Annotated in this window: 13 protein-coding genes; 12 read left to right on the plus strand and 1 reads right to left on the minus strand. The window is 64.8% G+C overall.

Translation table 11 applies throughout. The features are described 5' to 3' along the window. Positions 1-4 precede the first annotated feature (4 nt). From SK803_RS42605 to SK803_RS42660, 12 genes are all read left to right on the plus strand, one after another. The gene (locus tag SK803_RS42605) at positions 5-3,043 is read left to right on the plus strand and encodes a lantibiotic dehydratase (RefSeq protein ID WP_319971923.1); all 3,039 of its coding nucleotides are present in this window, start codon (positions 5-7) and stop codon (positions 3,041-3,043) included. After that, entirely contained in the window at positions 3,040-4,281 is a 1,242-nt protein-coding gene (locus SK803_RS42610; protein WP_319971924.1) for a lanthionine synthetase C family protein, read from the plus strand. Before SK803_RS42605 ends, SK803_RS42610 begins: the two co-directional genes overlap by 4 nt. Beyond that, positions 4,263-6,500 (plus strand): thiopeptide-type bacteriocin biosynthesis protein, encoded by a 2,238-nt coding sequence (locus tag SK803_RS42615; protein ID WP_319971925.1) that lies wholly within the window; start codon positions 4,263-4,265, stop codon positions 6,498-6,500. Before SK803_RS42610 ends, SK803_RS42615 begins: the two co-directional genes overlap by 19 nt. 193 nt (positions 6,501-6,693) lie before the next feature. After that, positions 6,694-6,993 carry a hypothetical protein gene (locus tag SK803_RS42620; protein WP_319971926.1) on the plus strand — a complete coding sequence of 100 codons (300 nt, stop codon included), beginning with the start codon at positions 6,694-6,696 and terminating at the stop codon, positions 6,991-6,993. 302 nt (positions 6,994-7,295) lie between these two features. Continuing rightward, entirely contained in the window at positions 7,296-8,459 is a 1,164-nt protein-coding gene (locus SK803_RS42625; protein WP_319971927.1) for an SAVED domain-containing protein, read from the plus strand. Positions 8,460-8,516: 57 nt separating this feature from the next. Beyond that, the gene (locus SK803_RS42630) at positions 8,517-9,692 is read left to right on the plus strand and encodes a nucleotidyltransferase domain-containing protein (RefSeq protein ID WP_319971928.1); all 1,176 of its coding nucleotides are present in this window, start codon (positions 8,517-8,519) and stop codon (positions 9,690-9,692) included. 10 nt (positions 9,693-9,702) lie between these two features. Next, complete coding sequence (locus SK803_RS42635) at positions 9,703-11,445, plus strand: ThiF family adenylyltransferase (RefSeq protein WP_319971929.1); 1,743 nt, start codon at positions 9,703-9,705, stop codon at positions 11,443-11,445. A 661-nt stretch (positions 11,446-12,106) separates the two neighbouring features. Beyond that, positions 12,107-13,492, plus strand: coding sequence for a hypothetical protein (locus tag SK803_RS42640; RefSeq protein WP_319971930.1), 1,386 nt, complete (start codon positions 12,107-12,109; stop codon positions 13,490-13,492). 230 nt (positions 13,493-13,722) lie between these two features. After that, positions 13,723-18,930, plus strand: a complete 5,208-nt coding sequence (locus SK803_RS42645) for an NACHT domain-containing protein (RefSeq protein ID WP_319971931.1) — start codon at positions 13,723-13,725, stop codon at positions 18,928-18,930. A gap of 547 nt (positions 18,931-19,477) precedes the next feature. Beyond that, positions 19,478-20,566, plus strand: a complete 1,089-nt coding sequence (locus SK803_RS42650; RefSeq protein ID WP_319971932.1) for a hypothetical protein — start codon at positions 19,478-19,480, stop codon at positions 20,564-20,566. 137 nt (positions 20,567-20,703) lie between these two features. Continuing rightward, positions 20,704-21,414 carry a hypothetical protein gene (locus SK803_RS42655; RefSeq protein WP_319971933.1) on the plus strand — a complete coding sequence of 237 codons (711 nt, stop codon included), beginning with the start codon at positions 20,704-20,706 and terminating at the stop codon, positions 21,412-21,414. 124 nt (positions 21,415-21,538) lie between these two features. Continuing rightward, positions 21,539-22,138 carry an AbiV family abortive infection protein gene (locus tag SK803_RS42660; protein ID WP_319971934.1) on the plus strand — a complete coding sequence of 200 codons (600 nt, stop codon included), beginning with the start codon at positions 21,539-21,541 and terminating at the stop codon, positions 22,136-22,138. A 160-nt stretch (positions 22,139-22,298) separates the two neighbouring features. Here SK803_RS42660 and SK803_RS42665 read toward each other — a convergent pair whose 3' ends face one another. Continuing rightward, positions 22,299-23,033, minus strand: coding sequence for a hypothetical protein (locus SK803_RS42665; protein ID WP_319971938.1), 735 nt, complete (start codon positions 23,031-23,033; stop codon positions 22,299-22,301). Between the last annotated feature and the right edge of the window lie 240 nt (positions 23,034-23,273).

Consider the following 23,273-nt stretch of genomic DNA (forward strand, 5'->3'; position numbering starts at 1 on the left):
TGGCATGGCCGTACTCCGCGCGAGCACGAAGTCGGGCGGCTTGGAGCCACCCGAGGCACCGGAGTTCGACGAGAACAGCGTGGCGTGGCTGGCGGAGCAATGGCGGAACAGCGATCTTCGCGAAGCCATCGCATACGCGAGTCCGGCACTACACCGTCAGCTCGACGAGATCCTCGCCGCCGGGAGCCATGATGAACGAGCGGTTCGCCGAGTCGTCACCGCTCTGGCGGCCTACATCCTTCGGTGGCAGCAGCGCCCAACCCCCTTCGGGCTGTTTGCTGGCATCGGCTCGGTGCGGGTCGGTACCACGGCGAAAGTGCGTTGGGGCCCTGATCACAAGGTAACCGTTCGTACGGATTCAGCATGGCTGGGCGACGTTCTCGTGCGCCTGCACCAGTGCTTGCCCCTCCTGGAACGGCTGTCGGTGGTCGTCAACGACGCGGCGTTCCACCGCGGCGATCGATTCGTGGCACCGGGGCCGCCTCCAGGCGGAGCCAACCAGGAGCTGGCGCCGGTCGAGGTGTCAGTGAAGTACAGCCGACCGGTCCGTGCAGCCGTTGAAGCAGCCCGAACGCCCGTGCGATTCGGCGTCCTCCGCGAACTTCTCATGACTGAGTTCTCATCGGCGACCGCGCAGCAGATCAACGGCTTGCTGACGGGCCTGCTCGACCAGAGGATCTTGATCAGTAGTCTGTTGGCGCCGATGACCTGTCCGGACGCTCTCGGGCACGTCTGCGCAGAACTGAATGCCGTCGAAGCCGAGACGATCCCTGAGATCGCGAGCGCGACGCGAGAGCTCACAGCGATTCACCACCAGCTGTCTGCGAATGGTCGCAAGGTTGTCAGCGACAAGGCACTCACCAGCCAGATGCACGCCTTGAGTTCTGTCAGCGACATGCCGGTGATCGCCGACACGATCCTGGACTGTGACGTCGAGATTCCCGAGCAAGTCGTTCATGAGGTGCGCGATGCCGTCCATGTCCTGCACCGGCTTTCGCCCTACCCGTTGGGGTATCCCGCGTGGCGCGACTACCACTCCCGCTTCCGTTCCCGCTATGGAATCGGTGCGCTCGTGCCCGTCCTGGACCTGGTCGCCGACAGCGGGCTCGGCTTGCCTGCCGACTACCTGGGTTCGTCACGTGGGCGCGCGCCAAGCCAGTTGACCGAACGCGACGAAAAGCTGCTCGCGATCATCCAGCGAGCAACACTGAACGGCAGCGATGAGATCGTCCTGACCGATCCCCTGATCGAAGATCTTGTGGCAAGCGATCCGACCGACGTGCACCTGCCGACTCGTGTCGAAATGGCCGTCGAAGTCCGCGCCCAGTCCACAGAAGCCTTGTCCCGCGGCCGGTTCACGCTCGCGGTGACCGGAACTCCCAGGCCCGGCAGCAGCATGGCGGGCCGCTTTGCACACCTGCTGCCCGCGGAAGGCCGTGACGCCGTCGCCGCTTCCTTCACGGCCGCCGGGCCGCATGCAATCACCGCCCAGCTGTCGTTCACGCCACGCAAGCGACGAAACGAGAACCTGGTCCGCTCCGAACAGCTGGTGCCGCACGTAATTCCCATTGCTGAGTACCAAGAATCAGCTGAGCACCTGATCACTCTGTCGGACCTTGCCGTCAGCGCGGACGACCGCCGCTTCCATCTCGTCCAGATCTCCACCGGGCGACGGGTGGAACCGCGTGTGACCCATGCGCTGGAAGCCAGCGTCCAGACTCCGCCGCTGGCCCGCTTCCTCGCCGACATCACAACCGCTCGGGCTTCGGTCTACAAGGCGTTTCACTTCGGGGCTGCAGCCAGGCTCCCGTACCTTCCCCGAGTTCGTTACCGACGAACGATCCTGTCTCCGGCGCGCTGGCTACTGGCTGTTGGCGACTTGCCGGGTCGCGGGGCCACGTTCGCCGAGTGGGAGGCCGGCCTGGACGCCTGGCGGCAACAGTGGCGTGTCCCCGACTGGGTTGCGATGGTCGAACTTGACCGCCGACAACCGGTGGACCTGAGTCACTCGCTACACCGACTTCTCCTTCGGAATCGCCTGAACCGCAGCGGCCGGCTCGAACTGCGCGAAGCGTCCAGTCCGGAAGACAACGCTTGGCTCGGCCGGCGTCACGAGGTCCTGATCCCGCTGTTTCTCGACCAGTCGTCAGCCGGTCACGAGCCCGCATTGGTCACCGGTCCGCGGCAGGTGGTTGCCAGCAACGCCGGCCACCTGCCCGGCGACTCGCCCATCCTGTGCGCACAGCTTCACGGACACTCGGGGAGGTTCGACGAGATACTTACCGAGCGGCTTGCGAGGCTGGTGGGAGCCTTCAGTGACGAGGACCGTCCCAGCTGGTGGTTCCGCCGTCATCGGCAGATGAGCCAGCCCGACGCAGACCAGTACCTCGTCCTGTATCTGCGCCTGCCCGGCTCGTCCTCCTACGGCCCGGCTGTAGAACGCCTCTCCGAGTGGGTGAACGGTCTTCGCGCCGAGCACTTGTTGTCGCACTTCGCCCTGGTCACTTACGAGCCGCAGGCCGGGCGATTCGGTGAAGGAACGGCGTTGGATCGTGCGTACGACGTCTTCGCGGCCGACTCCGCGGCTGCTCTCGCGCAGATCAACTTGGCTGTCCGGGCCGGGGCCAACGCGCAAGCTGTAGCCGCTGCCAGCTTTGTCGACCTGGCGGTGAACTTCGCCGACTCCGTAGAGGTCGGCTCGGAGTGGTTGATTCACCAGCTTCGTCGAGAGCACGGGCCGCTGGACCCAGCGCTCCGTGATCGAACCCTGGGACTTGCCGACCCGGATGGCACATTGAAGACCTTGCGATCCTTGCCCGGTGGCACCGACGTCGTGACCGCGTGGCACAACCGTGCTGTCGCCCTCCGCGCATATCGAGAAGCTCTCGCCGACCAACGCGATCCGCTGACGGTGCTGTCGTCGCTGCTTCATCTGCACCACAACCGTTCGGTCGGTGTCGATCCGGTGATTGAGCGCGTCACAGGCCGGCTGGCGCGGGCATGCGCGCTGCGGTACAACGCTCGTCGCGTGGAGAACCAGTGACGACGGCGACGATCACGCCGGCCGATCTCGCCGAGATCGCCGAGCTGTACTCGGCCGACGTGGATCTACCTGAACCACCACCCGACGACGAACCCTGGGCTACGCAATCACTCACCAAGGGAACAGCCGGCATCGCCCTGCTTCACATCGAGCGCGCACTGGCCGGGTGCGGTACATGGCGACACGCCCACCGTTGGATCACCGCAGCAGTCGCCGGGCACGTCAGCGCAACCGACACCTCGGGCCTCTATTTGGGAGTCTCGGCCATCACCTTCATGTTGGACAACGCCGCGTCCCGTACCAACGACCGCTACCAAGACGCACTCGCAGACGTCGACAGGCACGTGGTCGCACTCGCGCACCGACGCGTCGAAGCCGCAATGACCCGCATCCAGGCCAGCAAACTCCCCGGCTTCCGCGAGTACGACGTGTTCTTCGGACTGAGCGGCATCGGTTCGCTGCTCTTGCGTCGCTCACCTGGCGGCACCGCGATGGAGCGAGTTCTTGGCTACCTCGTCGCTCTGACCAAACCTCAGCGGATCAACGACGACGTACTGCCAGGCTGGTGGGTTGGCCACGACCCCCACCGTCGTCACTCCGCTTCCTTCAAGCACGGACACAGCAACTTCGGCATGGCGCACGGAATCACCGGCCCTCTTGCCCTGCTCAGCCAGGCGATCCGGCGCGGGGTCTGGGTAGAAGGTCAGTACGAGGCGATCGCTGCGATCTGCGAATGGCTCGACTCCTGGCGGCAAGACAGCGACGCCGGCCCCTGGTGGCCGGAATGGATCACCTTGGCGGAGCTGCGCATCGGCCATCCCAACCAGCCAGGCCCCGCGCGTCCCAGTTGGTGCTACGGCACGCCCGGTATCGCCCGTGCCGGCCAGCTTGCCGGCATCGCCACGGGCGACGTCAAACGACAACTGACGTACGAACGTGCGCTGACCCGGTGCCTCGACGACCCTGTCCAACAAGGACACATCACGGACGGCAGCGTGTGTCACGGCTGGGCAGGCCTGTATCAAACCGTCTGGCGATCCGCACAAGACGCCCAGGCCGCTGGGCTAGCCGAACACCTTCCACGACTGGCCGCGCGGTTGGGCCACCGAGCCAGCCGGAAACCGACGACGAACCGCGGATTCCTCGAAGGCATTGCAGGAACCGCCCTTGCCCTGCACACCGCCGCGCGTGATAGCGCGCCAATCTCCGGATGGGACGCATGTCTACTCATCGACTAGCGCCACGAACGGCAGAAGCGCAAGGCGAGGACACGCTGCAGTTCTCGAACTCGTCAAGCACGGAGCACGCCATTCTCCGGGTATTGAATGGAACCTCGCTGAATGAGGTAGCCGCAGCGGAGCAAGTCGGACCGGCGGACCTTGCCGATGCCGTTGAGGTATATCGGCAAGCCGGGCGCCGCGCGCTCGAACGACAGCAAGCGTCGGGTTGGTGGCAGGTCTACATCCAGTTCGCCGACTGGAGCACCTCCGAACAGGTCGCTGTCGACACGATCGTTCCGCTGCTGAGCCAGGCTGAAGAGAACGGTCTCATCAGTAACTGGTGGTTCATGAGGAAATTCCCTTGCTGGCGAGTGCGGCTGAATCCCAGCGCAGGTGGGCAAGCCATGCGGGATCACCTGGCAGTCGCGCTCGACCAGGCCGCCGACGATGGCCGAATCTCTCGCTGGTGGCACGGAATCTACGAAGCGGAGACCGCAGCATTTGGTGGCAGGGAAGGCATGGCGACCGCACATGGACTGTTCTGCGAAGACAGCCGCGCCATCATGCGCCTCATCCGCGATGGTGATGCCGGGCTGGGACGGCGCGAACTGTCGCTGCTGATGTGCACCACCCTGATGCGTGCCGCTGGCTTGGAATGGTATGAGCAGGGCGATACCTGGGACAGGGTCGGCCAGGAACGCCCGCTGCCCGAGGACGTCCCGCTCGACAAGCTGACCACCATGGCCAGCAGCCTGAAGCAGTTGATGGTGGCCGACACGAGCCCGAATGGTCCGCTGCTGTCCGCCGACGGCCCTTTGGCGTCCGCTGCCGGCTGGGCTGACGCTTTTCGGCAAGCGGGCGGTGCACTGGGTGAAGCAGCCCGAGCAGGCTCGCTGAGCCGCGGTCTACGTGACGTCCTGAGTTACGTGGTGATCTTCCACTGGAACCGCCTGGGGCTGCCAGCACGGACACAGAGCATCCTTGCATGGGCCGCACGTACTGCGATCCTGGACCTACCTGCGCGTACGACTCCAAGCCACGCAAAGGATCGACTACATGCAGAGGCCGCAAGGCCGGCAACTTCCACTAGCCGAACTGCCGACGATGCACAGCAGCGCGCCTTGGCGCGGTTCCCGCTTGTGCCGCTGCGCCGTTTTCGCTGTCCAGACCTAGAAACCAACGCGCGCAACGTACACGAGTGCGCAGACTCCTGCCGCGAACCGGTCACCGTGGAGGAGCGGATCAACCGGGCCTGCACAGTGTGGAACCTTTCTGCGCTGATCGCAGCGGACTGCGGGCTGCCTGACCTCGCGGCCGATCTCTGCCGCCAACAATTCCAGATCTTCCGCGCAGCGTCGCCAATCTCTGGTGTAGCAGTGATCCCCTCGCTTCAGCCACTGGTGAATCTTGCTCGCCTGACACGCAGGGCTGGCGATCCCGAAGGCGCCTACCGCGAGCTCGAAGCGATCAAACAAGCCGTCCGCGGTGGCGGGAAGGTAATGATCCACGGCGAACCTGTCGACTTCAACGGGTTGATCATCGACTGTCCATCCACAGTAGATCGTTGGCTGCGAGACGTTATGTGCGACGACGGAACCCGCGCGCTCGCTGCAGCTGGCCAGTGGGCGAAGGCTGCTACGCACGCCGAGAAGTACGACGATGCGGATACGCAGCTTCGTGAAGCTCGCCAGACGCGCATCATCGCACATGTCACCAGCGGCCAAACCGGTACCGCGCTGGACATGGTCGAAAACACGGTGGCATCAGAAACCTGGGAGCATGCAGTAGCGGCCTGCCTTCGCGGCTATGCGCTCCTGAAGACCCAAAGCCTTGGCCCTGCAGAAGTCATCGACCTGCTCAACACTGTCCGGCGAGCCTGTGAAGCCACAGACCGGCCCACGGCGCTCTTCCGTGCGCGACTCGGGCTGACTGCTCTCGATCTGGTCCTCGCGGCAGGTTCTCAAGCGCGGACTCTGTGCACCGAACTCGTCCAGGACGCCGAGCGATCGGCAGATGCTTTTGTCGCACGAGAAGTCCTGGCGCACGCAGATTGCCGCGCATGGGCGATGCCAGCGGAGCTAACAGGCCTGCGCGCACTCGTTGACCGAGCTGGCCTCGGCGCGGGGCGTATCCCCTGGCCCATATTGACCGAGCTCGTTGCAGCCACCGAGGTCGCCAAGTCCGTCTTGGCCGAAACGTTGAGCACCATGACACGCAGCGATGTTGGCAATGAGTAAGGCTCAGCCACCTGAGCAGACGCAGCGCTACGACTCCATTGACAAACTCTCGCCGCGCCCTAGCCTTCCCCTGCCGCCCACCCCCATCCTGGCCGGTCCATGCGCGCAAGAGGCAAACGGCCTCAGACGACCAATCGTTCAGTCGTTCACCCCTTCAAGTGACACAATTCGGACATACGCCGACAAGTGACGCATGCTGGTTCATGTGGAGCGCGAGCCGCGATGTGACCTGTGCCAGGACACGGGCACGATGATCTGGCACCAACCGGTGCCAGGTCCGGATGGCGTATTTGCGTTGACCGAGATGAAGCACCCCTGTGTGAACGGATGCTCAGGCTGGTTCCAGCTTCCCGCCGCTGAGCGCGGCTCCATCGTCGATCCCGACGCAGACGACCTGACGGCGGGCAATGTCGCCACCGTCAACCTGCAACACCGCACGGACTGGTCCCGGCCCGTGGTAGCGCCGGACGATCTGCGCCGCCCCTCGATCTGATCGACTGGGTGGGCGCGGTGCGGAGCACTGGGGTGCCGCCGCAGTGCGCTACCGGACCCACGCGGAACCTGGCGCCGACGCATGCCCGCCCGCGACGCCGTATGACCGTCCCACGGCAGTTAGCCAACCGACCTCGTTTCATTGGGTTGCCAGCCGACCGCGTCATAAATTGTCGGTGGTGTCGTGCAGACTGGTGTCAACTGTGAAGGCAGTGGCACTTGGAGGCCGACAGAATGACCGCCCGATCCAGGAAGCGCCCCTCGCCGAGGCGCGTCGTAGGCCCCCACGGCGAGACCCGCACCGTGAGCGAGGCCGCTGCCCGCTACGTGTGGACGGCCGCGGGCGGTCGGTGCACGATCTGCAACCGCTACCTGCTGGCCGAGGAGTGGACCGGACAGGACGTGTCCATCGGCCAGCTGGCGCACACCGTCGGCTGGTCGACCGCGGCGGGTTCTCCACGCGGTGACGCCGACCTACCGTCAGACCAGCGGAACACCCCCGAGAACCTGATGTTGCTCTGTTACGACCAGCACCACGTCGTCGACACCCCGAGCCTGTGGGACGTCTACGACACCGAAACGTTGCGCAGGCTCAAGCGCACGCACGAGCGTCAGATCAAGAACCTGACCGGGCTCCGTGAGAGCAACCGCACGACGGTGCTGCGTGTGGTCAGCACCCTGCACGGCAAGGCGGTCGAGGTCAGCAGGCAGAGCATCAACAAGGCACTCCTGGCCAGGGACAAATTCCCGGACTGGACGTTGCTTAACGGCGCGGACGAGTTCGAGGTCGACCTCCGCCGGCTACCTGGCGAGGCGGAGAGCACACCAGAGTTCTGGATCATGGCGCGGGCGCAGCTGGAGCACCAGCTCGCCTCTCTGCGCAACCACGTTCACCGCGAGGCTGTGGACAGCGTGTCGGTGTTCGCGGTCGCGCGGATCCCGATCCTGGTGGTGCTGGGCACGATGCTCGACGAGACCGTGAAGACCGAGCTGTATCCGAAGCGCCGCGACGGCGTGGAGTCCTGGGGCTGGGACGACACGGCGGACCCGGTGGAGTTCACCTACACGGCCAAGCGCACAGGCACCGTCACCGCGAAGGTCGCCGTCGTGTTCTCGGTGTCGGGGTCGATCGACTTCTACCGTCTCCCAGCAGAGATCGACGAGACGTACACGGTGTACGAGCTCCGGCCGGTCGGGCTTCCCGTCGTGGAGCTGATCAAGACCCAACGATGCCTCGACGACTTCTCCCAGTGTTGGCGACACCTGTTGTCCGCCATCGAAGCCGATCATCCTGGCGCGTCCGAGATTTCGATCTTCCCGGCCGTACCCGCGACGGCGGCGGTATCCATCGGCAGGCACCTGATGCACGCGGCCCATCCTCCACTGCGGATCTACGACCGGCTCCAGGACGGCACCTATCAGTACACGATCACCACCCGATCAGCTGACAGCCGCGGTCTCAGCTGAACCTTTCGGCGTCCTGAGCGTCCCTACTTCATCGTCTTGTCCGAACGGAGTAAACCCATGCCGCCTCCCATCGAGGAGACGATCTCCACGCTTTTCACCGGCGCCGCCGACATCCTCGACATTCCGCCAGAACTCCACGCCGTCGCCGTCGAGCGGTACGAGGACGTCGGCAACTTCCTGGTGCTCAACGGCGGCACGGAGTGGTCGGTGTACCCACAGGGCTCCTTCCGGATCGGCACCGTCATCAAGCCGCCCACGTCGAGCACCGAGTACGACATTGACCTGGTGTGCCACAAGGACATTACGAAAGACGACACGACAAAGGAGCAGTTGAAGACCGAGGTCGGCGAACTGCTCCAGGCCTACGACGAGTTCAAGACGGAAGAAGGCAACGGGGACGGCCCTGCGCTGTGCGTCGAAGGCCGCCGCGCCTGGACGTTGACCTACCCAGACCAGGGCTTCCATCTCGACGTTCTCCCGGCGATTCCGGACGGCGACCGGCCGCCGCCGCGCATCCGGCTGACCGACACGAAGAACCACTTCTGGCAGTACAGCAACCCGAAGGGGTATTCGGACTGGTTCCAGGGGCGGTCGGAGGAGCTGCGACGGACGCTGGAGGTCAAGGCGCGTGCCGCAGGTGTCGACATGGTGCCGATGTGGACGGCAAGGTCCACCCTGCAGCGGATGGTGCAGGTGCTCAAGTGGCACTGCTACCTCCACTTCGCCAAGGACGTCGGCGACCGCCCGCCTTCGGTTCTGATCACCACCTTGGCTGCGTGGGCCTATCAAGGAGAGGAAGACCTCTTCACCGCGACCTTGAACGCGGTGAACGGCATGCCTGAACACATCGACAAGCGCGACGACAAGTGGTGGGTGCCGAACCCGGCACACGAACTGGAGAACTTCGCCGACAAGTGGAACGAGCCCAACGAGCGCCAGGAGAAGTTCCGCTCCTGGCTTGGTGGGCTGCGCCAAACGCTTCTCGAAGCCGCCCACTCGACCCGGCGCGACACCGCGAGTGTCATCGGCAGTCTCGGTGGTGCCTTCGGCGAAGACCTCTTGCTGAAGTCCGCACACCGCATGGGCCTTGAGGTCAAGAACCCGATCGGCGCCGGTGCCGGGCGGTCCACGTCCGCGCGAGTGGCCGTCACGACCGCCGCCGCGTCAGGTGGAGCCACCGGCAGGTTCGGTGCGGTGCCCGACGTGCGCACGCGTTCGGGACGCGCCGGCTGACCGCGTACCGATGATCCGCCGAAACCGAGGCAGGAGCAGCTATACCAAGAGTCAGCAGGCCGGCCTACGAGAGCTGCGCCAGGTCGTGGCCGAACACCGGTCCCTGCTTAAGGTCGTGGAGATTCTCCCGCCCGCGCGGGACGGTTCGTTGCTGATCCGCATCCGCATGACCACCAGTGAGTTGACGCTCCGGCCGGGTGGCATGCCGGTCTCGCGCGAGCATGAAGAGCTGATCATGAGGTTCGGCCGAGGGTTTCCTCTGATTCCACCGGATGTGTGGGTCGATCATGATCGGTTCGTCGGCCATGCGCACGTGTTGGAAGGCCGACGGCTGTGCGTCTACCTCGACGCGTCACGTGAGTGGCACCCAGATGTCGGCGTGCGCGGCTTCCTCAACCAGCTGTGGATCTGGTTCGACAACGCCGCCAGCGGCGCGTTCGACGCCACCGACGCCATGTACCACCCCGTCGGTGGCGTCCTGCACCAGACGCCCGGCACGCCCATGATCGTCGCACGCCAGCGCTTCGTGCCAGGCGGCCGGAGAATGCTTCACGCAAGCCTGTCCGCACGCACACCGCACCGGCTGGATCTTGTCGACTGGAAGCTCGTCCGGGGCGCCGGCCACGTGGTCCTGGTCGTCGTGCTGGACAACCACCTCGTCTACGGCGCCGGCCGTACCGTGCCCGAAGTCCTGGAGGCGATCGCCTGCACCGCACACGTCCATGCCGACACCATCGCCACTGCCTTGGCCCAGGCCGCGGCAAGGAACAAGCCTGACACCCCGCAGTACCTGATCATCGCCGCGCCTGAACGGCGGCGCGCTGATCACCGCTACCACCTCATCTCGGGGCGTGTGCCGGCCAAACTGGCAGATCAGTTCAGAAGCGAGGTCGGGGAGCACGGTCCTCTCATCAGCAATCTGCTCAGCCGCATACCCACCGACGACCAGATGGAGTGGTGCATGATCTCCGACGAACGACCGGAGGTGGTCACCCGCAGGGACGCCACACGACCCATGGCCGCGTTCCAGGACCTGAGCGTCGAGATCTGGGGCTGCGGCGGCCTCGGCAGCTGGATCGCCGAGTTCGTCGCGCGCGCCGGAGCACAGAGGATCACCCTGCGCGACAAGGGGGAGATCACCGGCGGCCTGCTCGTCCGCCAGAACTACGTGGAGAACGACATCGGCGCCAACAAGGCGGAGAGGCTCGCCGACCGCCTGCGCCTCATCTCCGACGACCTTGTCGTGACCGCCCACGGCAGCCTCGTCCCCTACGGCATGGACCTCATCTATCCCGACTGCGACGTGCTCATCGACGCGACCGTGTCCAACACCGTCGCGACCTACCTCGACAGCGTGGTCCGATCCGTCACCGACACCGATCAGCCACTCATCTGCCAGGTCGCCACCGACAACGCCAGCGCCACACGAGGACTGATGATCGTGCGCACCCCTGGCTCACCCCGTACCCTTACCGAACTCGACACCGCGGCCGGCTCGTGGGTCGCCCAGCGGAATGATCTTCAGGAGTACTGGACCTTCTGGCGCGACCCGGCTCCCGGCGAGGAACTCGTCCCCACACGAGGGTGCTCGGTGCCGACGTTTCACGGATCGGCCACGGATCTGGCCGCAACGGCGGCGACGCTGCTGAACCTGCTCGCCCGTCACATCGGAACCACCGATTCCGGCACGCACCTCATCAGACTTCCGCACACCGAAGGCACAGCTCCGGGCCACGCGTACCTGGCAATGTGAATGATGAGCGCGACGGCGAGAAGCACGCAGCATCAGTGAGCGACTGCAATCCGTACCGCTGAGACGGGATGTGGGAGGTAGCCGCTGTCGAGCACCCGGCGTAAGGCCTTGCTGAACGCTGCAGGCCATGACCGTCATGCTGTCACCACGTACGCCTTGCGCGACGCAGCCGAGATCGACCTGCTTGCCCCGATCCTGGCCGAACTAACGCATCGCACCCGTGCGCGTTGCTCCTGGCGTCGACGCCCGTCCGACCTCGCCCTGCTCGCGCACGAGGAAGGGCTCGATCAGCACAGGCCGCGTGCCTCAGCCGCCCCGGCTCACGCTCGCCCGACAGGTACGCGCGCGCACCGTCTTGCGGTCCACACCGAGATACCGGGCGATCGCCGAGATCGATCAGCCCTTGCTGACGCAACGCATGTGCCTGTACGTCTTCCTCTCAGGACAGCATCCGCCCTCCCGTAACGGTCCGCGGAGTTCATCCCGGCGCTGTCCTCTGCCGACGAGGCCGAATGAGGTTCCGCCGCGTTCCGGGGCCCGCCGGCAAGCCGACGCGCCAGACGATTTTCGCGTGTCCTCAGCGGACGCCGACTGTATTCTGTGTGGCTCGCGCCTGACCGGGTCCTATGCGAGCAGGACGTCGACGGCGAGGACGGGGCCGATGCAGTCACCTACGCGAGACCGAATCCGAAACGCTGTTGCCGCGCTGCTCGTTGCCGCGCTGCGCGACCTGACGGAGCGCGACGGTGCCCCGCGCGTTGGCGCGATGGCGGATCTACGGAACTGGTGGCGATATGGCCAAGAGTCCTTCGTCGCTTTGCGGCCCCATGCCTGGCACATGCCTGAGTGGGTCACCGTTGTCGGCTGGCTGAGCACCTTCGCCGAGATGGCCGCGGTTCGCGAGGCGATCGACGCAGATCCCGTCCTGCGTACTCGTCTCGACACCATGGTTGGCACCGAGTTCTCGCTGAATCAGCGACCGCTCGACTGGCTGTTGGTGGAGCACCTGCTCGAACCCATGATCATCGCCAGCTGTTCGTACGAGTTCGACGAAGCAGCGTTCGAGCTCCAGTTCGAGCGACTGGATGCTGGTCTGCGGTCCGACTCCATCCGCTTCGTGGAGTTCGTCCCGCTCAACGGCTTCACGGCGAGCATGGCCGAAATCGCTTTGGCCGACGGCGTGGTCCTGCGCCCGATGACTGACCGCCAGGTCAGCCGGGCCATCCAGGTCCTGGCGGTACCGACGGAGTTCAGCGGTGGCCCTAACAGCGTGCAGGTCTCCCGGTTTCACCAGTGGGCCGTGACGCGTGAGCAGAGCTACCCGGCGCGGTCGTACAAGAAGGAAATGCCTGACCAACCGCAAGCTCCCGACTTCCCGAGGCTGGAGGAACCGGCACAGCGGCTGGTCACTGCCCTGCGGATCGTGTGCGGTGGCTCTGTTGTGGCCACGCGTCCGATCCATGCCCAGCACGACGACGACTTTCCGCCGACAGTGGAGGGCAGCGCTGCCCTGCCGACCGTGGTTGCGGCCGACATCAGCCGGCCGACCCAGGTGCTCATCGACGAGCAGGTCGAGGCCGTACGCGACGTGTACGAGATGCTCGGGAACCCAGTGGTTCGAGAGGACCGGTCGTTGCAAGTGGCGTTGCGTCGATTCGTGTTCGCCGGCTCCAAAGCCCAGCCAGAGGACCGGCTCATCGACCTCGTCATCTGCTGCGAAGCCCTGTTCCTCAAGCGACACGGGTTCGAGGGGCCGCAGAAAGGCGCGCCCGCGGCTGCGAACGCTGCGCTGTTGCTGGCAGACGACCCACTGCTGAGTGTCGGGCGCGAGCAGGTAGAGCAGTTCGTCAGGGCTGCATACCGGTTGCGGAGCGCGGAAGTTCATGGTGACCACCCCATCCACCGATCGATGACGCTCCTCCGTGGGGCAACCACCGAAGACCTCGCCCGGTTCGTTGAGGATCTAGGGTTCGTGGTCGGCCGGGCGCTTCATCTGGTGCTGAGCGAGCTGTCACTCCCAGCCGCAGCAGCCAGCGTGATCCGATGACGCCGGACCAGATCTGCCAGCGTCGAGCGACCCGTTCAGCATCGACGCCGGCTCCCGCCGTTAACCTTCTGGTGCGGAGACGGCAGAACTCGTCAACGGCATAACGGGGTGTTCTCCGGACAACCGACGAGCCCACGCCCAAACCGCACGAGGGCCGCGTACCCGACATGTGTGGGTAAGTCTCTTGTGCTTGTTTTGGCGGGCGGAGCCGAGGCGGGAGGCAGCGAAGGATGACTACGATCGCGTTCGCGGACGAAGCGGGTGGCCGAGATCGCACCGAAGCGCTCCTCTGGTCAGCCCCTACGGGGGCACTGCCGGCACCACCGATCGACACCAGGGACCAGGTGCTGCCTATCGGCACAATGGAATGGCCCAACGCCGAGCGTCTGTTTCTCAGGCTGCTGCACACTGTCAGACCTGTCCAGTTCGCCAAGCTCTTCGGTGTTCCAGGCCAAGCCCAAGCTGGGATCGACGCCTACGCTCGGCTCCCGCTTGACCTGACACACGGCGAGTCCGGCGGTCGTGACTACATCACCCTGCAGTCTCGACGGGTCCAAACGCTGACCGCAACCAAGATCAAGAAGGCTGTCGACGACCTGCTGAAGGGTGAATGGGCGGACAAGACGGCGGCGTTCCACTTCGCTACCTCGTTCGACCTGCAGGACACCAAGCTGGACGACGCGATCCGTGAGCAGACCGAACGTCTGGCCAAACTTAAGATCACCTTCGTTCCGTGGGGTGTGCAGGAGGTCTCCATCCTGCTGAAGGATCAGCCCCGCATTGTCGATGACTTCTTCGGCCGCCCCTGGGTAGAGCGCTTCTGTGGCTCAGACGCAGCCGAAGCCCTTGCGAACAACCTGTCTCCCCAGGACAGCAGAGACCTCCGTGCAGGGCTTCACGACCTGTACCACGCTGTCTTCTCTGCTCAGGGCGGGGTCCACCTGGCTGAGAACGCAGAGCCCGATGGCGAGTTCGTCATCCTGGACGTCGACCCCAACCGTCAACGGGCCGACGTGATCGACGCCGAGCGGTCTGAGCCACCCGTTGAAAATCAACGCTCGGCGGAAAGCTCCGGCGATGGGCACACGTTCATCGCCTCGCGGCTGGGCGCCCGACGACAGTCCTTCAGATCTGCCCGCCAGCTGATCAAGCCGAGAAGCCAGGGCGCGCCAGCGACGGTTGGCGCCGTTGCGGCTGACGAGTGGCTGGCTGGTGGTAAGTACCGACTGCTGATCGGCCGTCCGGGAGCTGGGAAGTCCAGCCTCCTGCGGTTCGTGGCAACGGACCTGCTGTCGTCCCAACCGCAGTCGATCGCGTTGCAACGGGAACACGCCACTGACCTGCCGATCTGGCTGCCGTTCGGGTTCCTGTGCCGCCACCTTGAAGCATCTACGGAAAACTCGCTCGTTTCGGCCGCGGAATCCTGGCTGAAGTCGCAGAGCGCCACCCACCTTTGGCCGCTGGTCCTGCGTGCTCTGCGGGACGATCGCTTGCTGCTGCTCGTTGACGGCGTCGATGAATGGAGCGACGTCGGAGCAGCCGAACGCGCCCTCGGGATCCTTGAAGCGTTCCTTGGTCGCACCAGCGCGTCAGCGATTCTCTCCACACGCCCTTATGCGGTCGACCGGCTCAACTGGAGGCGTCCTTGGGCTCAGGCTGAGATCACGCCGCTGACCGACCGGCAGCGCTGGACGATCGTGGCCGAAATCCTTCAGCCTGTCACGCAGTCGGAAGCCTCTCCGGCAGGCCTGTCGATGTGGACGGTCGGCGTCGAGCCGTTCCTTGACCAACTGGACGCCATCCCGGAACTGGCCGAGCTTTCTAGGTCTCCGCTTTTCCTGACGTTGCTGGCCGCGACGTGGCAAGGCGAACCCCTGCCCCGTCAACGGTTCAAGATCTACGCTCGGCTGGTCGAGTTGCTCCTCGAAAAGCATCCCCAGATGCGGCAACGTGCCTCACACGCCAGAGGGGCGGTGTTGCCGGCCACCGAGGTGACCGCGTTGTTCGGCGCTGTGGCCTACCGTCTTCGTGTCAAGGACCCGTCCGGCACCGTCACCAAGCCGGAGATGCGCACGCTCATCGTCGAGTCGATGACCGACGACACCGTCCTGGGCTATCAGCAAGCCGAGGCCCGCAGGATTGCCGATGCTGTGCTCGCCATGGCAGAAGACGAGTTCGGGTTGATCGTGTCGCACGGCGCGGGTTCCGTCGGCTTCCTGCATCGAGTGGTGCTCGACCACCTCGCCGGCCAGTATCTCGCCACGCTGGCTACCGAGGCGCAGGTCGAGGCCATGCAGAGGTTCGTACATGATCCGGCCTGGCGAGATGTGCTCCTCGCACTCCTGACTGCGCAGGTCAGCCCTCACGCCACCGAGCCGCTGCTTTCTGCGGCCCTTGACACGGGCAGCCAACGATGGGCGGACATTGACGGATACGAGCTGCTCGCCGAGGCGCTCGCCGCCGGTGTCAAGCTCACCCCGAGATCCCAGACCGGTCACCTCAACCGGCTCGTCGAACGGGTGGAGACCCATCCGTCACTGCGTCATCGGGCGAATCTCCTCACCGCGCTTGCCGGCACGCTCGCGAGCCACATCGCGCGGACCCACCTGCTGCCGATCATGAAGCGGTGGCTGACCGCGCCCCGTCCGGACCCGTCGCCGACCATGTGGGCGCTGCGCGATCTCGACATCGCCGACGACGTTGCTGCCGAGTACCTGCTCTGGGGCCTTCGGCATCCAGAAGACAACGTGAAGGTCAACGCAGCGCTGGCGATCGCACGTCGATTCGATGGCCAGCAGCGCCTCCTGGAGCGGCTGGTGGCGTTCACCGAGACCGGACCATCCTCAGCAACCCAGGCCGCTGCCATCCTCGCTATCGGCTACGGCTGGGCTGACGCACCCGAAACCACACGGTTGATCGACTGGGCACGTCGTCAGCCATCCATGCCACTCCGGCTGATCGGCTTGCACCTGCTGCAACGCGGCAGTGCGCATGGTGATGCCGCACTGTTCCGGCCGGAGGAACGTGACTGGCTTCTGTCACTGCTTCATCGGGAGCGCCAATTCTCCGAACCGTGGCCCGGAGCGGACCTCGTCAACATCGCCGCCAGCGGGAATGCGCAAGTGGCCGACTTCGCGTTGGAGACCTTGACGACGAATGGCGGAAATAGCGGCGATCGTGAGCTCGCATGGATCCTGGCCTGCAACGCCTTCAGCAACGATAGCCGCTTCAAGGACTGGGTGGCCGCAGAGCTCGCAGATCCAGAGGAACACGGCCTGATCTTGTACAACGTCGGAATGATCCCGGAGCAGTGGAGCGACGATCCGGAATTTGCACAAGCTCTACGCTCCTATGTGGACGCCAAAGTGCAAGACTTCACGGCACACAGCGTCACTGGTCTCGCCACCACATTGCCACCCTCCGACGCGCGGACGGTGCTGTTGCAAGGCCTGGACAGCATGCGGCCGTACGCCGCGGCCCGCACGCTGGTCGAGCGGTACGCCGACGACGAGCACGTCCAGACAGTCCTCTCCACCCGGCTCCGCGGCGACTTTACTCAAGCCGCACCTATGGCCGGCGTAGCCATCGACGTGCTCGGTCCGACCGAGGGCTTCGCCGTCCTCGTGTCCCTGCTGCGCCAGCCCGAACCACGTACTCAGAGCGAGAATCGCGTCGTCGTTGCCCAGGCCGTAGCCGATGCCTGGAAGCGATTCGAGAACACCGTCCGGGAGCCGGATGCTGAAGCCGACGCCATGCGAGAGGTGCTTGCCAGCTACGACCCAGCCGAACTGGCAGCGCTGTGCACGGACGTGAGCCCTCACCTCCTGATGTGGCACGTCCCATCGGTCATCACCGCCTGGCCTGGACAGCCAGCTGTCCAGGAGTTCGCCGACAAGCTCATCCACGACCCAAGGCCCATCACTTCAGGAATTCCGGATACCATTCCAGCCGCAATCCTCCGCGCGTACTGCGGCAGGACCGACGAACCCTCCCTCCGAATCCTCGACAAAACCCTCAACCTGCTCAAGCACATCGAGCCAGAGCTGCGCGAAGTCCTGGCGTTCGAACTCGCACGCAGCTCGCTCACCGCGGCCAACCTCATCGACGTCATGACGGAATGGAAGAACGAGCCGGACACCGAGGTACGCCGGAACGCCTTCATCGGGCTCATCCAAGCGATCACCCGCCACCAGCAGACCCACAACGACCTAGCGGGCTCCGACACACTCACGGCAGAGATGGAATGGCTGCGCGAAGAGATCAAGCGGGACCTGTGCGCCTACGGCCCTGAACTCGAAGAGCGCCGGCAACTCGCGTGGATCGGCATGCTCACACTCGGGGACCTCACACTGATTGACGGCATCGAGGAAACGATCGGTCACTCAGGCGCGCCCGGCGTCAAACTCGATGTCCTATCCGATGACGTGGATCAGATCCTCGTAGACCTCGTCGCCGACAACTGGGAGATGTTGTGTGATCACTTCGGCGACGACATCTTCGAGCGGCTGAACGGGAAGTCCGACAGTCAGCGTCGATCGGCCAGCGAGCAACGGCGCCACGTCATGTCTGCGCTCGCGACAGTCGCTTCCCGATACCCCGCCATCGCCGAGATGCTCCGTCACGAGGCCGACAGTGATGCCACCCTCCGCGAAGATCGCAACTTCCTCTTGTGGGCCAAAGAAGAGAACAGGGGCGATGAAGGAGTCCTTCGTGCGCTCATGCCCAAGCTCGGCCACATAGCGCACCACCGGCATGACCAGCTCCTCGACTCGGTACTGGACAGAGACAGCTGGAATGTGCCCGACGCGGTGTTCAAGGCCATCCTCACTGAGGACGCACTCGACACCCAGAAAGGCCGCATCTACCCGAGCGCAAAGCTGGCCGCCCACACGCAACTGTTTCCAGCGGACAGCTTGTCCATCACGGCCCTCCGAGACCTTGAGACGTGGTTCGATACAGGCCCCGCAACTCGTGAACGCCGAAACTGGGACGACACGCTGGCCATCGCCTTCGGTGCAGCGGAACCGCAAGATCTACCGGCCATCGCGACCCGCGCTCACGCCCGAATCCATATGAGCGGGTCAGACCTGTACCTGCCCATGTTCACCGAGCCGCTGATGCGACGGCTGCGAGTGGACACAGACGCCGTCGAAGCGTTCCGAGCCGCCCTACGGGAACCGATGAGGATTCGTGGGAACAGTCCCATAATGGCCGCTCCTTCGGATCCGATTGCCCACGCGCACCTGGAACTACAACCGTTGCAACGTATGTACCTCTTCGCCGTGGTACTGCGGCAAGCGGGTGCCTTGCCGCAGCCGGACGCGGCAGCGGCCATCCACGTCCTGGAATCCGCGTCCCCGGACACCGTCGTGCACAACCCCTTCACCAACCACGAGGGTCCACTCTGCCTCGCTGTACTCGACCTCGCCACGCACTGATACTGCGCCCAGCACCGAGTTCCGTACCGCAGGCACTGGAACCAGATGTGTCCACTCACCGTCGTCGACGTTCTCGGCCGTCCAGCCTGTCATCCAGACATCCACCCGATCGCGCCCCTCCCCTACCCGCGTATCAACGCACCTGGCCACTGAGACGAACGTAGCCTCGTCGAACCGAGCGCCGCCGGAGAACGCGGCCGTGGTGAACGCGGTGTCGCCGGTGAAGGTGGCCACGTTGAACCAGTTGCCGTCGAGGGCCAGGTTCCGACGTTGAAGGTCGATGCCGTTCGAGTCCTGCAGGCCTGGTTCGCGGTCCCCCTCGAAGCAAGGGACAGCCACGCGGTGGTCGGCGTCGCCTCCCAGCCGGCTGGCTGTTCTTCACCATGCCAGCGGGCAAGGCCTGTTCGCACTTCCCGGACTACTTCGCCCGTCTCGCTGACGGCTCGGCGCTACGCGGACGGGTCTCGCTGCGCCCTCACCATGCGGTCGCTGCGCTAACGCTCAGGAGGACGCAGACGATCCCCCATCGCGAGGATCGGAGGAACGGATGGCAACACCTGAGGAGATAGTCAGGTCTCGATTGGCCTCGGAGGCAACCAACCCACAGGCGCAGCGCGGAGCCGCCAAGATCTCCCGCGAGCATGACCTCGCGCGGATCCGTCACGATGCCGTTCAAGGCTGTCAGGCAGCGGTCGCAGTGTTGGCCGAGCACGGATTCGCCGGTGCCGAACTCGTCAAGGTCGAGATCAATCACGGCGGTTTCCTGCGCGACCGCATCGAACGCTTCGAGCGAGCCGCTTGGAAGGTGACCACTGAGCAGGGTCGCTGGATGCGAGACTCTCACGAGCAGATCACAGTCTGGCTCGGCGCTGATTTGAGGACCTACCGCCGGAGTGGTGAGGGGTGGACCGTCGCTGAGCTCGCCGACGAGCACGCAGACGTCTGTCGGGCGGCGCTCCAAGTCTTGGGCGACTTATCGGACGAGTACACCGTTCGCATGCAGAACCGGGAAGTCGACCTGCACATCGCCCAAGCCTTCGGCCTCACTCTCGAAGAGGTGAGTCGGGCCCTGGACGACGCCATGAGCCCGGAGGCGGCACGACTGAACACATACTGCCCATTGACTGTCGACGAAGCCGCCCTGTCACTGGTGCGGTCGCGGTTGCGGCAAGCCCGCGAGTGGCTGGAAACCGGTCGCTCACCAGATGATCTTGCGGGTCTGCCCACACGTGACACACCGCCCGCTCAGTGGAACCTCAACGCCAGCGTTACACCTCGCTTCAACGGTGTGTACGAACTCGATCGATCGGTGCCCCAGCATGCGTCGTTCAGCTACCTCCGCTTCTACCCGACCGGCTTCGTCTGCGGGACCACCATCGGCGAACTCGACCCAGTCCGGCCGCAGTCGCAAGCCGTCCGCGTGCCGCCGCCCTTCCGGTACCTGAGAGTGGACAACGACAGGCTGCCTTCTGAGGCCTTCCAGCTGGAAGGACGCACCGTGTCCTTCGAACTCAGCTCCAGATTCTCCCAACCCACCGCCGTGCGGGGTCAGTTCTCCGAAGATGGGACCTACTTGGAGGCAGCATCACCGGACGCCGACTTCCAGGGCTTGTGGACCTTTGTCTTCGCTTCGTGACGTAGACGAGCGGGCCGCGACCACGCCGCGCAATCCTGACAAGTCGAGTCGGCAAGGTGTCGCTTCGTTCGTAACGTCCCTTGACGCGACGCAGATCGATCTACAGTGATCGATCTGCTCGAACGTGGAGGTGCCAAGTGGACGTGCAGACCGCCGTCGACAACTACGAACGTGCGATGTCCCACTGCGACAACATCGTCCGGGTCCACCGTGCGGCAGGGGACGGCAGCGTAGGTCGCCGCATCGAAGAACCTTCAGTCAACCGGGGGACGATCGTGCTGGCCGTGGCGGCGTGGCAGGCATTCGTCCAGGACGTCGCGGTTGCGCTGCGCGACACAGCGCTCGCCGAGCTGCACTTGATCAACGGTGCCACGGTGCTACCCGCTGCCATGCAGCAGTGGAAAGTTGACTTCGACTCCGCTGTGCACAAGTTCGCGACACCAGACCCTGAGAAGTCGCGAGCGTTGTGGAAGCGCGTGGGCTTCGACCCGAGGCCAAGCTGGACCTGGAAGCAACTTGGTGGCCGAGGTAGCAAGGCAGTGGTCGTCCAGCCGGTCCACGTCGACAAGGTGATCAACCAGTGGCTTAAGGTCCGGCATGCCGTCGCACACGGACACGCACACATCGATGCCCTGCCAGTCCTTCAGGCCGTGCGTGAGCGGAAAGCGTCGGCCAATGCACCAGCAGCGCCGAATTTGCGCCTCACCGACGCGATCGACTGCATGCGCTTCTTTCGATCGATCGTGCGCCTGACCGCGGACGCGGCAGCGGCCCATATCCAGGTCTCGCCGCCGACGTGGACGAAGCCCCCGACTTTCGCCCTGGGGCTACACATCTCGAACCTCTGAGCCGGCAAGGTATACAGGACGCTGCTGGTGGCATGAGGGGAGCGTGCTTTGGCCGGAATTGACTTTCCACGTTGTGCCGAGAAGTTCAGACTGACTGCTCACCAACTTCCGAGGGAGCAAGATCGTGGCAAAGCGCCAGTTGACGTCGGCAGAACTTGATCAACTCAGCCAAGCTGCACTCAACAACGCACTCGAACTCCTGGCTGATGCACGTCTCCTCTTTGACGCCAAGCGCTGGCCACGCGCTTACGCTCTAGCTGCTCTTGCGGGCGAAGAGGTCGGCAAGTATGAAATCTGCCGCGAGGCTGCCAGTAGTCCGCCATGTGGTGAGTCCGCTTGGAAGGCCTTCTGGCACGACTGGAAGCAGCACAGACCGAAAATCGCGACCATGACCGGTCCGTTGGTCGACTCGCTCGCAGCGTGCTACCCCGCGTACACCACCGAGGGTCGTGAGCGCTGGGAGCAAGTGCGCGTAACTCTCACCGACCGCGACAGCGATCTGGCGAAGGCTGTCAACAACAGCAAGATGGCGGCGTTCTACGTCGATTTTGATGACGACGCTGTGTTGGTACCGGCTGAGATCGTCCATAGAAACACGGCAGAGAACATGATCAATACCGTCTCTCGCGCTATTGCTCACCTTCCTCATGGAGGTTCACCCGCGGCACCTCGATCATCGACCGCCACGGTGCCAGCGTCGTCGGCCAACCGCCCAACGCCCTGAAAACCCGCACAGAACCGCAGGGCCGCTATACGGTCCGGTCTAGGTGCAGCTGCGCCGTGGCGGGCGTGCTGGCACTGGATGCGTGTCCTGGTGTCCACGTTGGATGTGGCGCGTGTGCGGGTCTGAGAGCCGTTGTGCGGCAAGATGTAGGTGAGCGCTGTTAAGCAGCCGAGACGGTGCCAGCATAGATCTCACCACCCGGCTCATTTTCTAGTCGCTCGACCATGCTCTGCGTTTCAAACTCAGCGCGGACGATCTTGACGAGCCGGCGTGCCCGCGCGGCGCCGATACCCAGCCGAACCCGCAGCGTTTCCGCCGAGATCGGCTTCTGCTGAGCCGCGCGGTGAGCGGCGTCTTCCCGTCGGGCTTGCGCCAGCAGCTCCTCCGACGAGCGCCTCCTGGCGGATGGCCGACCAATCCGCCGTTCGACGAGACCCTGTTCGTGGGGTTGAGGCTGCGCCTCGCCCGTCGCACCGTCCAAGCTCGGCAGGATAGACCGATCCGATCGATCAGCCTCGCTTCGCGCCATTACCGGACTCGTTGTGCTGATCGCTTGCAGTAGACCAGGGCCAACCTCTGACCAGCCGATCAGCAGAAGCGGTCCTACCGCATCGAATGCCGCTTTTCCGTACTCCCCTGCGACCACAGGCTCTGCGACGTTCAGGGCGAGCGTGGCGACACTCGCGAAGATCAGCAGACGTCGAGCAGGCCGCAGCACGTCCGGCGACGCGCCGGTGAGCGCTAGGTGTCGCGTGCCGAGCAAGAGTCCGACAATCGAGAGATCAACTGCGGGAGCAACGAGCGGCGCGACCCAGACGGGCACGCCAAGCCGGAGCGCGAGATTGAGGACATTGCCGAAGCCGAACATGAAGGTCAAGCCGACTACGGTCGCCATGATCACGGTCACGGCTCGGATGATCGTTGTCGCCTCGGCCTCGTGCTTCGCCAGTCCACCGTCTGGTAGACGCTCAGCCTCGACTGAACGTGCGGTTTCTGTAGCGTCGCTCATGGGTCCTCGCCCTCCTTACAGGGTGGGATCAAGGCCCCGCCGCGGTGGTGACGCACCCGGCGGGACCGCTTTTACAACGGCAGAACTGGCCGGGAGCGCCGTGCAGCACGACGCGTTCGAGCTGAA

The organism is Lentzea miocenica (genome assembly GCF_033949945.1).
GTDB classification, from domain to species: Bacteria; Actinomycetota; Actinomycetes; order Mycobacteriales; family Pseudonocardiaceae; genus Lentzea; species Lentzea miocenica.